Genomic DNA, 14,477 nt, shown 5'->3' on the forward strand with positions numbered 1-14,477 from the left:
TATTCCCTCCTTCTTTCTGGTTGGGGGCGGCTACGCCGTGGTGACGGCAGCGGTGGAAAGCTCCTTGGGATGGACGAGTTTTTCGCGAAAGGCCTCGGTAACGGCCAGATTCTTCTCCAGGAGGACCTGCTGTGCGGAAAGGCCAAAGGCCAGGCCGATCAGTTGCGACAAATACAGGACCGTGACCGGCCTGCCCGCGACGCCCAAGCCGCCCTCGCGGAGGGCCTGTTTCTGATAGGCGTCCAGATTCATCTGGCACATGGGACACACCGTGGCGATGACGTCGGCCCCGCCTCCCGCCTCGTCCTCCTGGCCGTCCGGGGGGGCAGCGGCGGCCGCCCGGAGGATTTCACCCACGGAAACCAGGGCCGCCTCCTTGTGCGTGGCCATGAGCGACGCGCCGCAGCACCGGCCCCCCATGGTCCAGGGATGGATGGCGGCCCCCAGGGCGGACAGGATCGGCTCCATGGAGGAGGGTCGTTCGGGATCGTCGAAGACCCGGTAGGGCCGCAGGATCTGGCAGCCGTAGTAGGGCGCGACCGTCAATCCGTGCAGCGGCTTTTCCACCTTTGCGCGCACGGCCTCCGGGCCGATGTCGTTTAAGAGGACGTCCAGAAGATGGCGCACCCGCCCGGTCTTGCCGGTATAGGCCAGCCCCTCGTCGCCAAGCAGGGCGTTGGTTTGGGCCATGACCGACTTGTCGGCCAGGACGTTGCGTTGCAGCTTGAGCAGGTTCAGATAGCAGGCGCTGCACGGGACCAGCACGTCCAGCCCGGGCATGGCCTTCTCGGCCAGGGCCAGGTTTCTGGCGGGCAGGGCCAGGCTCAGATTGTGGTCGACCGATTCGGCGGCGCTGGCCCCGCAGCAGGTCCAATCCGGGATTTCCTCGATCTCCGTCCCCAGGCGCTCCATGACGGCCCGGACGGAGACGTCGAACTCCTGCGCGCTTTCCCGCAGGGAACAGCCAGGGTAGTAGGCGTATTTCATGTCCGGTCTCCTTGTGTGGCCGCGTGGTTGAACAGGCCTTCAAGCCGCCCCTTCTGCGTGCCGGACGGCCCGTGGAGCTTGCCCTTGCCGAGCAGGCGCAACCCCAGGGGGAGGAACGCAAACGGCAGGGTCGGGCTTTTCATGGTCAGGAAATAGCTGGTCATGAGGGCCGACTCCTGAACCCGCCCATAGGTGCGGACGTTGTCCAGGAAGGTTTTGTAGAAGGTGGCGTTGTCCCCGGTCTTCTCGGGGTGACAGCGGGCGGCCAGGCGTCGCAGCGCGGCCATGACCTCCGTCAGGGGCAGGCCGCGCGGGCAACGCAGGGTGCAGGTGTAGCAGGACGAGCACATCCAGAAGGAACCGGCCGCCAGGGCGTCGTCGACAAAGCCGAGTTGGAGAAGCCGCCACAGTTCCCGAGGCGTGGTCGCCATGGCGAAGGCGTTGGGACAGGAGGCCGAGCAGGTTCCGCATTGCATGCAGGGCTGCAAGGATTTGCGGATGGCGTCCATGGCCAGGGTGGGCTCGTCGGGTGCGGGATGCGTCTGATCTGTTTTCATGCGTGACTCCGTTGGCCTTAGGCTCCAGGATAGTGGCCGTTCGCCGCGTTATTCCACCTGTGCCGCCCGGGGCGGGGCGATGAGCGAGGCGTCGATGACGGCCATGACCTGGCGGTCGTTGAACCCCCTGAGGAAACTGGCGCTGTTGGGACAGACCGCCGCACACGAGCCGCATCCCTGGCACAGGAGTTCGTCCACCACGATCCGGTCCTTTTCCATGTCCAGGGTTCTGGCGCCATACGGGCAGACCGTCAGACACTTGCCGCACAAAGAGCACAGGCTGGCCCTGACCTCGGCCACGACATTGGCCTGGGCCATGCTCTTGTCGCACAGCACCCGCAAGGCGCGTTGGGCCGCCGCCTTGGCCGAGACGATGGTCTCGGGCATGTTGGCCGGCCCCCTGGCCACCCCGCAGACAAACACCCCCTGCTTGAGAAAATCCACCGGCCGCCATTTGGACTCGGCCTCCTGGAAAAATCCGTCCGGCCCCACCGGAACCCCGAAGATTTCCGAGAGTTCATCCACGTCGTTGGGCTCGATGCCGTCGGACAGGGACAGGATGTCGGCATGGATTTCCAGGTCGCGTTGCAGGACCGGATCCCGCACCGTGATCACGGGGTTGCAGGCGTCGTCAAAACTGACCTTGGGCCGGTGGGCCAGGTCGTAGCGGATGAAGATGGCCCCCGCCTTCCTGGCCTTTGTGTAGTATTCTTCCGAGAAGCCGTAGCTCATGATGTCCCGGTACAGGACATAGATGGGCAGATCCGGATGCTTGTTTTTCAGGTGCAGGATGATCTTGAGCGCCCCGGCGCAACAGACCCGCGAGCAGTAGCCGCGAGAATCGTCCCTGGCGCGCCAGCACTGGATCATGGCCACCGAGGACAGGGCCGCCGTATCCAGCGCGCCCGTGGCGATCCGATGCTCCAGTTCCTGATGGGTGATCACGGTTTTCCGGTCCAGGAAGCCATAGTCGTACACCTTGGCCCGCCTGCCGCCCGTGGCCAGGATGGTGACCCCGTGCTCCACCGGAACGCCGCCACCCTCGGTGGAGACGATGCTCATGAAGCGGCCGGCCTTCCCGGTGGACAGGGCCACCCGGGCCTTGGTCAGGATTCGGATGTTGGGATGCTTGCGGACCTGGTTGATGAGCTCCTCCATGAACCGGACAGGATCCTCGCCCCGCAACGTCCAGTGCAGCTTCATGGCCAGGCCGCCCAATTCTTCGGTTTCCTCCACCAACGTGACCTTGTGGTCATGGTCCGCCAGCCCCAGGGCCGCCGTCATGCCGGCCAGGCCGCCGCCGACCACCAGCGCCCCGGGGGAAACGGGGCTGCGCCTGGGAAGGGGGGCGGGGTCCGACCCCGCCAGCTTGGCCGCAGACATGCCGACGGCGGCCAGGATATCGCGCTCGGCCTGTTCCTGATCGGTCTTTTCCCGGGAGAACAGGGGCGTATGGATGTCCACTACGTCCATGAGCGATGGGCTTAGGCCGATGAGCCCGCCCAGTTCCCTGAGTCGCGGCACGTAGGCGTAGGGCATGCAGGCGCCGATGAGAATCCGGTTCGGGGCGTGTTTTTCGGCAAGTTCCTTGATCTGGTTCCAGCCGTTGGCGGTGCAGGCCCGCTCCACCGTCTCCACCGTGCGCACATACGGCAGGTTGGCCAATCCGTCGCGAAGCCTGTCCATGTCCAGGCTTTCCGGCAGGATCGGGCAGGAGCGGCACAGGACCGCCAGGGTCTCCGGCATGAGCCGGGAGACGTCACGGTATTGGGGGACCGGTTCGTCGAGACGTTCCCGGATGGGGGCGAAGAGTTTGATCAGACGGGAGGCGCCGAGGGCGGCCGCCCCGGACTGGAGGACCGATTCGGCGATGTCCTTGGGGCCGTTGGCGGACCCGGCGGCGAACACCCCCAGACGGCTGGTCCGGCCGGGATTGAGATCCTGGCTCTTGCAGAAGCCGAAGGCGTTGGTCTCCACGTCCGTGGCCCTGGCCAGGGCGGCCATGCTCTTTGCGGGCCGGGCGCCGACGCCCAGGACAAGCATGTCGAAGGACTCTTCGATGGTGGCGCCCGCGTCGTCGATATACCGGAGCTTGAGCCCGCCGCCTTCCCGTTCCGGGTCCGGCACGGCGGAGTGCGGCCGGAAGCGGATGAAACGCACGCCGTGGAGTTCTTCCGCCTCGCGCCGGTACTGGTCGAAATCCCGGCCAAAGGTGCGCATGTCCATGTAGAAAATGGTTGTTTCCACATCCTGGCCCAGGGCCCGTTTGGCCAGCACCGCCTCCTTGATGGACGCCATGCAGCAGAACGAGGAGCAAAAATCCGCATTTTTCTTGACATCCCTGGACCCGATGCACTGTATCCAGGCGATTTTTCGTATCGGTCCCGCGTCCCCCGGACGGACGAGCCGACCGCCCGTGGGGCCCGTGCCGCTTAAGAGCCGCTCGAATTCCACGGAGGCGACCACCCCCGGCAGGATGCCGTAGCCCAGGGAATCGGCCATTTCCGTCGGATCGTAACACTCGAACCCGGTGGCCAGGATGACTGCCGCCACATCCATCTTGATGCGCTCGTCGGACATGATGCGCATGTAGTGCTTGTCCAGCCAGGGCACGAACTGGGAACGCTTCAGGGGGTGGAGATGGTAATCCCTGGCCCCGAGGGCCACCAGGGCCTGGGCCTGCTCGCCCTTTAACGGCCCGGCCAGGACGATGATCGCCAGGTCCGGCCGGATCTCCAGGGCCCGGGTGATGATCCGTTCGGGGTCGATGTGTTTGAGGCTCAAGTCCAGAAGGAGCATCCGTATGGACTCGTCCCCGGTGATCTGGTTCAGGGCCTCGTCTCCGGTCGTGGCCTGGAGGAAGGGAAACTTGAGATCCTCGAACCACTTGGAATACTGCGCGGCGGTATTCTCCTCCGGGTCGGCCACCAAAATCTTGAACTGTTCGCGCGCCTCGAGCTTGAAATCCACGGCCCCGGTGGGGCAGGTCTCGAAACACCTCCAGCAGCGCAGGCAGGCGTCGAGATCCACAACGTAGTGGTTGGGGATGTTGTGGGGGACGGGCAGGTAGATGGCCCCCCGTTCGCCCAGGCCGGCGTTGAATTCGTCTTTCACCCTGACCGGGCAGACCTCGGCGCATTTCCCGCAGCCGATGCATTTGGTCGCATCCACAAAGGGGGCCTTGCGGTTCACCACGGCCTGGAACTTGCCGGGTTCGCCGTCGAGGGAAACCAGTTCCGTGGAAAGCATGATGTCGATGTTTTTATGGAACAGGCCCTTGCGCATGCAGAACTGGCTGGATGCGTCGCGTTCGGTCAAGGGGAGCATCTTGCACATGCCGCAGTGGTCCGACGGGAACTGGTGGTCCAGTCTGGTCAAAAGCCCCCCGATGTGCGGACGGATGTCGATCAGCGCGACCTTGTGCCCGGCCTCGGCCAAATCCAGGGCGGATCGGATGCCGCCGATGCCCGCTCCCACCACCAGGGCGTCATAGGTGCTTTTCATGTGGTTCTCCTTGGAGTGCAGCCCATCGCCCGCCGTCCGCAAGGGATGGCCAGGACTTCCCAATGTGCCCATCGCGCGTTGCGATCATGTCTCCTCCCCGTGCCCGGGAACAAAGCGTTCACTCCATATGGCCCGTGACCTCGGCAAACTCATGCTCCTGGAAAACGGACAGGGGCGGCGGCTCTTCCGGGCTCCGTCCGGCCTGGTAAGTGAAGACGTCCTGGACCCCGGCCGCCGTCATCCGGAAAAGCTCCATGACCGGCACGTCGTTGGGACAGGCGTTGGAGCATTGCCCGCAGCCGATGCAGGCCGTGCTCATGTGCGCCAGCCTGGTCAGATGGAAGAACAGGGTGTCCGAGGGCAGCTTGAGCGCCCCCTTCTTCTTGGCCCAGCTCATGAACTGCCAGGGGTCATGATCAAACACGTCCGTGACGAAGACGCACTCCCGGCAGTAGCAGACCGGGCAGGCCACCCGGCAGTTGTAGCAATTGACGCATCCCGACAGGTATTCGCCCAGTTTCTCCAGGCTGTCCGTGGCGGCCTGGGTCTCCTTGAACATGGCGTCGCGATAGCGGACGCGATCCGTGACCGCGACCGACAGGGCGCTGATCCGGTTGTCCGCCGTGCCTGTTTCGACCTCGGGCAGGCCCATGCGGCTGATGACGGCCTGTCCCTTGGCGGTCTGGGAGACCAGGGTGATGAGCTTTCCCGGGTCCGCGCCGAAAAGGCCGATCATGCAGTCGGCCGCCTGGGCCACGGGATGCTCGCAGGCCCGGCAGGCCCGGGCCAGGGGCATGGCGCCCTCGACCTCGGGAACCTGGACGCCTCCGGGGAGATAGGCCTTCAGAAATTCCCGCGAAACCTGCTGCGCCCCGTATGCGGCGCAATACGCGTGGTAGTCCCGGTTGGTGAAGGCGCCCGGACAGTCGATGCCGATGAGCAGGACGTTGTCCAGGCTGCCCTGGTTCAGCTTGGCCAGCTCCACGAAGGCCCTGATTTCGCAGGGCCGCATGACGGCCGCGATCATGCCCTGGGACTGGCCCCGGGTGAGCCGCCCCAGAAGCCGCGCCGAGTTGAGCGGGAAGGCCGGGGCCAGCGGATCCGCTTCGTTAAGAAGTTCCGGGTCCACGATCAGCGCGGGCATCACGGCCCCGCCGCCGGGCGTATGGCGCTGGACCAGGATCGCCGCGATGGCTTGGTCGGCCAGGAGTTTGCGCAATACCTCCCGCACCGCCAAAGCGGGATCGGCGTCGTTGACAATGATTTTCGCCGTGGTAGCCATGCCGTCCTCCGGGAGTCTCGTGTTCAGATGACCATGGTGGATTTGGCCGCACTCGGCCCCAGTTCCTTGATCCGCTTGGTCAGTTCATTGATGGTGGCCGCAAACTCGTTTCCATCGCTGGCCCCGATCCAGGTCAGCTTCAGACGCTCCTGCTCGATGCCGAAGCGCGGCAGGATCTCCTGGAGAAGTTTCACCCGGCGTCTGGCCTTGTAGTTGCCATTGATGTAATGGCAATCCCCAGGGTGACATCCGCTGATCAAGACGGCATCCGCCCCAGACAAGAGGGCCTTGATCACGTATTTCGGATCGACCATTCCCGTACACATCATGCGTATAAGCCGCACATTCGGGGATTGGATCATGCGGGCTGTCCCGGCAAGATCGGCGGCGGTGTAGGTACACCAATTACACACCATGGCCACTATTGTGGGTTCGAAATCGGTTTCTGTCCGGTCCATGCCTTCCTCCATGCCACATTTCTTGCGTTACGCTTCCTGTTTCATCTTGGATGACCAGAGGTCGTCGACAACGGCGGCGGGAATAATGCGGTGCAAGGGATCGAGCAGGCCCTCGATTTCGGCGAAGACGGCCTTCTCCGTGAAATGCCTGATCTGGGCCGCTCCGCTCGGGCAGTATCCGGCGCAGGATCCGCACCCCTTGCACATGGCCTCGTTGACCACGGCGATGTGCCGCCGTTCGTCGAACTCAATGGCCGAATAGGGACACAGCCCCACGCAGATCCGGCACCCGACGCAGATATCGGGGTTGATCCAACTGGTGGTGGGGGAGATGGTCACCTCGCCCCTGGCGGCCATGGCCAGGGCTTGGCAGGCCGCGCCTGCGGCATGGGACACGGCGTCGGGGATATCCTTGGGCCCCTGGCAGGCCCCGGCCAGGAAAATACCGTCCGTGGCCGTGGAGACCGGCCCGAGCTTGGGGTGCTCTTCCAGGAAGAACTTGTCCGTGCCCTGGCTGACGCCAAAGACCCTGGCCACCTGGGCGGTGTCCTTTCGCGGCTCCATGGCCGTGCACAAAACGACCATGTCCACCGGAACGCGCAGGGTTCTGCCCAGCAGGGTGTCCTCGCAGACCACCACCAGCTTCCCTTCCTCCTGCGGCGTTTTTGCCTGATCCGTGATCTCGGCCGGGCGGCCGCGAACGAAGGTCACGCCTTCCTCCTGGACCCGGCGGTAGAATTCCTCGTAGCCTTTGCCGAAGCAGCGCATGTCGATGTAGAAATTATAGACCTTGACGTGATGGCCGATCTTGTCCTTGATGAGATGGTCGTATTTCAGGGCGTACATGCAGCACACCCGGGAACAATACGGATGGTGGTTGACGTCGCGGCTGCCCACGCAGTGGACGATGGCCACGGAATCGGGGGCCTTTCCGTTTTTCATGACGATCTTGCCGCCGGTTGGGCCCACGGCATTATTGATGCGTTCGAATTGCAGGCCGGTGTAGACCTCGGGATAACGCCCGAATCCGTAGGTGATCAGCGGGGTGGGATCGAGGGTGTCAAAACCGGTGGCCAGGATGATGGAGCCCACGTCCAACACCAGCTCGGTCTCCTGCTGGGTGAAGTCGATGGCCCCGGAGGGGCAGTTCTTTTCGCAGACACGACACTTGCCCTTGCGGAAGAACGTACAGTTTTCCACGTCGATGACGGGCTTGTTGGGGACGCTTTGTGGCGAGTTGCGGTAGATGGCCTTGCGTTTGCCGATGCCTTCGTCGAATTCGCTGGGCACCTTTTTCGGGCACTTCTCCATGCACAACCCGCAGCCGGTGCACAGGTTCTCGTTCACGTAGCGGGGCTTGCGTTTGACCGTCACCGTGTAGTTGCCCACAAAACCGGTGACCTTTTCCACCTCGGAATAGGTCAGAAGGTTGATGCGTCGCTCCTGGGAGACGGCCACCATCTTGGGAGTGGAGATGCAGGCGGCGCAGTCCAGGGTCGGGAAGGTCTTGTCGAACTGGGCCATGTGCCCGCCGATGGACGGCCCCCGCTCCACGAGGTGCACGTTGAATCCGGCCTTGGAGATGTCCAGGGCGGCCTGGATGCCCGCGATCCCGGCCCCGACCACCATGACGTCCGGATGGACCTTCTCCTTGCGGGAATACAGTTCCTGATGGTGGTTGACCCGGTTCACCGCTGCGGCCACCAGGTGCTCGGCCTTTTTCGTGGCCTCGTCCCGATCCTCGATGACCCAGGAACAATGCTCCCGAATGCAGGTCATCTGGAACAAAAACGGATTGAGACCGGCCCGCAGGCAGGCGTTCTGGAAGGTTTTTTCATGGAGCCTGGGGGAGCAGGAGGCGACCACCACCCGGGTAAGCCCCAGTTTGCGGATGTCCCGGATGATGGTTTCCTGTCCGGGGTCCGAGCACATAAATTTGTAGTCCCTGGCCACGGCGACGTTTTTCAGCCCCGAGGCATACGTGGCGACCGTTTCAACATCCACTTTGCCGGCGATGTTGGTTCCGCAATGGCAGACGTACACTCCGATTCTGTTGGCCATCTCGCGCATCCCCTTTCAAACGGCGGCGGAGGCATCCCTCCGCCCGGCCGGTCTATTCCGTCCGTTCCGTCTCGGGTTTCCGGATTTCCGGGAAAACAACCTGTTTCCTCTGGCCTGTCCGGGAGGAGACCCCCCCATGCCCGGGCGATCGTGGAGCGCCCAGGGGACTCGAGCCGCGAGACTCCAAGAAACGTACCCGGATGTAGATTTTTCATGAAATCAGAATGTTAACGAAAAATGCGGCTCATTTGAGAAAAAAAAAGACCCATTTTTCAGGGCGTGTTGTCTTGCCTGGAGAGAAAATCTTATAAGACAAGACGGACAGGAGAGAGGGAGACATCCGGGAGGCCATCATCCTGTTCTTTCGAAAGAAACAGGCTGGCCCATCCGGGGCGGGCGGAAATTCGATTTTTGTCTTACAAAACAAGACAGATTTTTCGTGAAGAGGCGAAGTTTCCGTCCCCGTGCATTGACTCATCACCCGTATGGCGTAAACTTGGAGTGCGGCTTCTCCCTGAAGCGAACGGAAAACAGCGGGAGGACCAAGCGTGAATCGATCCGGTATGTTGCGGAGAATCTTTCCGTTTGGATTGTCTCTTCGGGAGAAGATCTTGCGTCGCCGGGCCCGTGTCATAGGGAAAAAACACGCCCCCCCCGACCTCCTCCCGCCGACGCCCCAATCCTGCCAGCCGATCTTCTCCCCTCCCCTGCCGCAAGACCACAACGACTATGCGGTGCTCATCCGACCCGACGGCCGGATCCTGTCCTGCGACAAGGCCCTGCCCAGGCGCCTGGGAGTGGGGCTACAGGAGTTTATAGGGGCGGACATCTATTCGTTTTTCGATCCGGGCATCGCCATGGTGCGCAAAAAGGCCGTGGCCGCCGCCATCAAGACCGGAGAGTCCCTGCGCTACAGGGATGAATCCAAACCCGGCCGGGTCTATGACACCCGCATCCTCCCCGTATTCGACAAGGATGACCGCCTCTCGTCCCTGGCCATTTTCGTGGGCGACATCAGCGCCGAGGAGCGGGCCAAGCGGGAGCGCCGCAAACTGGCGGCAGGCATTGAACAGTCGGTGGACGCGGTCATCATCGCGGACATGGATTTCAACATCGAATACGTCAATCAGTCTTTCGAGGCCATGACCGGCTATTCCAGAAGGGAGGCCTTCGGACGCAACCTGGGGAAATTTTACAAGACGCCGCAGCAGGAAGAGAAATTCAAGATGTGTGTCGAGCTGCTGACAAAAGGCGAGTCCTGCTCCAACCGGTTCCTTTTGGTGTCCAAAGATGGCGACGTCTGCGTGTGCGACCAGTCCGTCTCGCCGGTGCGGGCCCGCTACGGGGTCATCCTCGGCTACGTCTTTGTGTGGCGCGACGCCACCCAGGTTTCCAAGCTGGAAAAACAATTGCGCCAGGCCCAGAAAATGGAGGCCATCGGTGCCCTGGCCAGCGGCATCGCCCACGACTTCAACAACATTCTCGGCCCGATCATCCTGCACACCGAATTGTGTCTGAGCAAAACCTCAAAGGACGATCCCATCCGGGCCTCCCTGCCGGAGATCCTGGACGCCGCCAAACGGGCCAGGGCCCTGGTCGAGCAGTTGCTGCATCTGGGCCGAAGTCGCGGCCGGGATACCCCCATCCCCTTTCGCCTGAGCACCCTGGTCAAGGAGTGTACCAAGTTGTTGGCCCCCGGCTTTTCCCCGGGCATCCGCATCCGGCTCCAGTTTGAGACCCAGTCCGACCTGACCCTGGCCGATCCGGACCAGGTGCATCAGGTGATCCTGAACCTGGCCACCAATGCGGCGGACGCCATGAAGGAATTCGGCGGCGTTTTGACGTTCACCATCTCCAACCAAGCCATTGGCGAAAGCGACTGGAGCCGCCATCCCGGACTTCCGGCCGGGGAGTACATCTGTCTCACCGCCACAGACACCGGCCACGGCATAAGTCCCATCTGTCTGAAGAAGATCTTCGAGCCGTTTTACAGCACAAAAACCCGAACCGGGGGCATGGGGCTGGGCTTGAGCGTGGTCCAGAACATCGTGGCCCGGATGCGCGGGAGCATCTCGGTGGAGAGTGAGCCGGGACTGGGGACGTCCTTCCACGTCCTGCTTCCCAAGGCGCATGCGCCAGAGGCCGAGGCCCCCGCGCCGCCGCACACCAGGCGGCCGCTCAGGAAAACGCCCCGCATCCTTTTCGTGGACGACGAGGAAGCCCTGGTGGGAAGCCTCGGCGCGGCCCTCAAGGGCCTGGGCTACGCCGTGGAGTGTAGGGTGACGGCCGCAGAGGCCCTGGGGGCCTTTTTGCACCGCCCGGACGGATACGATCTGGCCATGATCGACTATTTCATGCCCCATATGAACGGCTTGGAGTTGGCCAGGGAGTTGTGGCGCGTGCGTCCCGGGCTGTCCGTGGTCCTGTTCTCCGCCTACGCCGACAAAATCCCGGCCCGGGAGCTTGAGCACAGCGGGATCAAGGCCTTTTTGCCCAAGCCCTTCGACCTGGAATCCCTGGAAAAAACCATCGCCGCCGTCTGCGGCGAGGCCACGTCCACGAAATCCTGAACTGCCGGGACGGACACGGCATCCCTCCGGTAAGGCCGCAATCCCGGGCCGCCGCCGCTAGCAAAAGTTCCGCAAAACGTGTATGCAGCGGGCCATATGGCCAACATCCTTCTCATCGACGACGACGTCAGCTTTTGCCGTGCGCTCGAGGCCGTCATCTCTGAAATGAATCTTCATGTCGAAAGTGCGCACACGTTGGCGGAAGGGCTGAAAAAGGTCCGGCACGGGGGCTGGGACGTGATCATCCTGGATGTGGTCCTGCCCGACGGTAACGGCTTGGACGCCATCCCCGAAATCAGGCAATTCCCCGAGCAGCCGGAAATCATCATCCTGACGGGCTCCGGCGACCCGGATGGGGCGGAACTGGCCATAAAGAGCGGGGCCTGGGACTACATCACCAAGCCCCCGACCATGAACAAGATCCGCCTGCCCGTGGTCCGGGCCGTGGAATACCACGCCCAGAAAGCCTCGCAAAAAGCGACCGGCGCCCTCTCCCGTGACGCGATCATTGGGTGCAGCAAGGCCCTTGAGGCCTGCCTGGACATGGTCGCCAGGGCGGCGAAATGCTCCTCCAATGTCTTGGTCACCGGCGAGACCGGCACGGGCAAGGAACTGATCGCCCGATGCATCCACGAAAACAGCGCCCGCCGGGCCGGTCCCTTTGTGGTGGTGGATTGCGCGGCCCTGCCCGAGCATTTGGTGGAAAGCATGCTTTTCGGCCACGAAAAGGGCGCCTTCACCACGGCGGACAAGAAGCATACGGGGTTGATCAAACAGGCCCATGGCGGAACCCTGTTCCTGGACGAGGTGGGCGAGATGCCCGTGGGGCTCCAGAAGGCCTTTTTACGCGTCCTTCAGGAGCACCGCTTCCGCCCTGTGGGGGGGATGCACGAGGAAGAGAGCGATTTCAGGGTGGTGGCGGCCACCAACCGGGATCTGGAACAAAACGTCGTGGATTGGAAGTTCCGCCAGGATCTGCTTTTCCGACTGCGGGGCATCGCCGTAAACCTTCCCCCGCTGAGGGAACGAACCGGGGACATCGAGGCCCTGAGCCGCCATTTCCTGGAGAAGCAGACGAAAAAAGACAAGGGAAAGCCCAAGCGGATTTCTTCGGAATTCTGGGGCGCCCTCTTGGAATATCACTGGCCGGGAAACGTGCGGGAACTCATCAACGCCCTGGACTGCGCCCTGGCCTCGGCGGAAAACGATTCCGTCCTGTACCCCCGCCACCTGCCGATCAACATCCGGGCCACCCTGGCCCGCATGTCCGTCAACGAAGAGCGGTGCGGCGCCGATCTTGACCCCATGGAAGAGCGCATCGTCTTCAATCCCGAGAATTTTCCGACCCTCAAGGATTTTCGCTCCGAGGCCCTGGCCCGGGTGGAGCATCGCTATCTGGCCGAGCTCGTGCGCGTCTCCGAGGGCCGGATTCAACGCGCCTGCGCCCTTTCCGGCCTGTCCCGGGCCAGATTGTACGCCTTGATGAAACAATACGGCATCGAACGCTGATCCGGACCGGCGGTTTTTCCGAGACCATCCGCCGGGACGTCTCTCCCGGCAAGACGCGCCCTGGGATTCCGCGCCGGCCCCTACCCCTCTCTCAGCCAGCAACTCTCTGCATTCATGGACGTTTCCGGACCCGTTCCCGAAACCATCCCGTCTCTATTCTTGAAGAATGATACAAATCCAGCCGGGAAAGACACTTCTCGGAAGACATGCCCCGTATTTTTCGACGCCATTTCCGACACGACCGGATTACCTCCTGAAATTCCACGGCATTTCCAGAAGGGAACAGTTCTTGTTCTATAAGATTCACCACACGAAGGAAACTCGCCCTGCGCCAAAAGGAGGATGGTCATGGAAAAATCATTCACGGATCTCATCGAAGAAGTGCAAAAGCCTGGATTATGCCACCGATGCGGTGGTTGCGTGACGTTTTGTTCCGCCATCAACTTCGGGGCGTTGGAACTCGGCCAAGACGGCAGGCCGCGGTACAAGGATCCTGAGAAGTGTATCGAATGCGGCATCTGCTACATGATTTGCCCCGTTAATCATGAGCTGGACAACGAAACGCGCAACCTGGTCGGCTGGCATGAACCCATGGGCAACGTGATCGGGACCACGGTGCTCCGGGCCCTGGACCCTGAAGTCCGCGCGGCGGGCACGGACGGCGGCGTGGTCACGGCCACCCTGTTGCGCCTGTTCGACCAGGGGCGCATTGACGGGGCCATCGTCTGTCGGCAGACCTCGCCCTTCGTCCGGCAGCCCGCCCTGGCCAGAACCCGTGAGGATATCCTCGCGGCCGCAGGATCGCACTACGACGAGTCCCACGGCATGGAAATTTTCGGCAACGAGTATTCCACCTATTCCCCATCCATCCGGGCCATGGGCCCGTTGAGCCAGGGGGCCTTGAGCCGGGTGGCCTTCGTGGGCACGCCCTGCCAGATCATGACGCTTCGCAAGATGCAGGCCCTGGGCATCGTGCCCTCGGACGCCATCAAGTATGTCCTGGGCCTGTTTTGCACCCAGAATTTCATTTTCGGGGAAAAGGAGCGGGCCAAGTTGGAGGAGCTTGGCGGGTTTTCCTGGGAGGACATCGCCAAGATCAACGTGCGCGAGCGTCTGCAGATCTTCACCAAAAGCGGCGAGGTCATCAAGATCGAATTCGACAAGCTCAAGTTCATGATTCGACCCGCCTGCCGGTTCTGTGACGATTACAGCGCCGAATACGCCGACATCTCCTTCGGAGGGGTCGGGGCCGAACCGGGCTGGACCACGGCCATAAGCCGCACCCCCCTGGGACGGGCCGTGCTGGCCGACGCCAGGGACTCGGTCCTGGAGCAATACAACCTGTCGCAAAATCCCAGATATGCCTCTGAAGCGCTGGCCAAGGTGGAAGAGCTGTCCAGGAAGAAGAAGGAATCCGCAGCCAGGTGTCTGGATGCCTCCGGCAGGGCGTGACGGCACGCCCGACGCCTGAGCCCTCGTGATCCCGCTTTATCCGGAGCGTGACGACCCTTGGGGACGCCACGAAACGGCAAGGGCCCGCAGCGGAAAC

At 62.7% G+C, this 14,477-nt stretch carries 9 protein-coding genes; 3 read left to right on the plus strand and 6 right to left on the minus strand.

All coding sequences use genetic code 11. From position 1 onward, the window contains the following. Window positions 1-30: 30 nt before the first annotated feature. The 6 genes from GD606_RS11845 to GD606_RS11870 form a co-directional block, all read right to left on the minus strand. Complete coding sequence (locus tag GD606_RS11845) at window positions 31-987, minus strand: CoB--CoM heterodisulfide reductase iron-sulfur subunit B family protein (protein ID WP_163300551.1); 957 nt, start codon at window positions 985-987, stop codon at window positions 31-33. After that, window positions 984-1,544, minus strand: a complete 561-nt coding sequence (locus GD606_RS11850) for a 4Fe-4S dicluster domain-containing protein (protein ID WP_163300552.1) — start codon at window positions 1,542-1,544, stop codon at window positions 984-986. Before GD606_RS11850 ends, GD606_RS11845 begins: the two co-directional genes overlap by 4 nt. A gap of 48 nt (window positions 1,545-1,592) precedes the next feature. Then, window positions 1,593-5,048 (minus strand): FAD-dependent oxidoreductase, encoded by a 3,456-nt coding sequence (locus tag GD606_RS11855; RefSeq protein WP_163300553.1) that lies wholly within the window; start codon window positions 5,046-5,048, stop codon window positions 1,593-1,595. A 118-nt stretch (window positions 5,049-5,166) separates the two neighbouring features. Further along, a complete protein-coding gene (locus GD606_RS11860) occupies window positions 5,167-6,330 on the minus strand; it encodes a Coenzyme F420 hydrogenase/dehydrogenase, beta subunit C-terminal domain (RefSeq protein WP_163300554.1) in 1,164 nt (387 codons plus the stop codon). A gap of 23 nt (window positions 6,331-6,353) precedes the next feature. Then, window positions 6,354-6,788, minus strand: coding sequence for a hydrogenase iron-sulfur subunit (locus GD606_RS11865; RefSeq protein WP_163300555.1), 435 nt, complete (start codon window positions 6,786-6,788; stop codon window positions 6,354-6,356). 27 nt (window positions 6,789-6,815) lie between these two features. Then, entirely contained in the window at window positions 6,816-8,849 is a 2,034-nt protein-coding gene (locus GD606_RS11870; protein WP_163300556.1) for a CoB--CoM heterodisulfide reductase iron-sulfur subunit A family protein, read from the minus strand. A 734-nt stretch (window positions 8,850-9,583) separates the two neighbouring features. On the opposite strand from GD606_RS11870, the gene GD606_RS11875 reads away from it, so the two are divergent. The 3 genes from GD606_RS11875 to GD606_RS11885 all read left to right on the plus strand — a co-directional run bounded on the left by GD606_RS11875 (window position 9,584) and on the right by GD606_RS11885 (window position 14,380). Then, a complete protein-coding gene (locus tag GD606_RS11875; protein ID WP_163300557.1) occupies window positions 9,584-11,419 on the plus strand; it encodes a hybrid sensor histidine kinase/response regulator in 1,836 nt (611 codons plus the stop codon). 96 nt (window positions 11,420-11,515) lie between these two features. Next, window positions 11,516-12,928 carry a sigma-54-dependent transcriptional regulator gene (locus GD606_RS11880; protein ID WP_163300558.1) on the plus strand — a complete coding sequence of 471 codons (1,413 nt, stop codon included), beginning with the start codon at window positions 11,516-11,518 and terminating at the stop codon, window positions 12,926-12,928. 348 nt (window positions 12,929-13,276) lie between these two features. After that, window positions 13,277-14,380 (plus strand): Coenzyme F420 hydrogenase/dehydrogenase, beta subunit C-terminal domain, encoded by a 1,104-nt coding sequence (locus GD606_RS11885; RefSeq protein WP_163300559.1) that lies wholly within the window; start codon window positions 13,277-13,279, stop codon window positions 14,378-14,380. Window positions 14,381-14,477 lie beyond the last annotated feature (97 nt).

Source organism: Desulfolutivibrio sulfodismutans DSM 3696 (assembly GCF_013376455.1).
Lineage (GTDB): Bacteria > Desulfobacterota > Desulfovibrionia > Desulfovibrionales > Desulfovibrionaceae > Desulfolutivibrio > Desulfolutivibrio sulfodismutans.

Bases quoted from the DNA above. Each gene is read 5' to 3' on its own strand.
- GD606_RS11845 (WP_163300551.1), bottom strand. From the start codon at position 987: ATGAAATACGCCTACTACCCTGGCTGTTCCCTGCGGGAAAGCGCGCAG.
- GD606_RS11850 (WP_163300552.1), bottom strand. From the start codon at position 1,544: ATGAAAACAGATCAGACGCATCCCGCACCCGACGAGCCCACCCTGGCC.
- GD606_RS11855 (WP_163300553.1), bottom strand. From the start codon at position 5,048: ATGAAAAGCACCTATGACGCCCTGGTGGTGGGAGCGGGCATCGGCGGC.
- GD606_RS11860 (WP_163300554.1), bottom strand. From the start codon at position 6,330: ATGGCTACCACGGCGAAAATCATTGTCAACGACGCCGATCCCGCTTTG.
- GD606_RS11865 (WP_163300555.1), bottom strand. From the start codon at position 6,788: ATGGACCGGACAGAAACCGATTTCGAACCCACAATAGTGGCCATGGTG.
- GD606_RS11870 (WP_163300556.1), bottom strand. From the start codon at position 8,849: ATGGCCAACAGAATCGGAGTGTACGTCTGCCATTGCGGAACCAACATC.
- GD606_RS11880 (WP_163300558.1), top strand. From the start codon at position 11,516: ATGGCCAACATCCTTCTCATCGACGACGACGTCAGCTTTTGCCGTGCG.
- GD606_RS11885 (WP_163300559.1), top strand. From the start codon at position 13,277: ATGGAAAAATCATTCACGGATCTCATCGAAGAAGTGCAAAAGCCTGGA.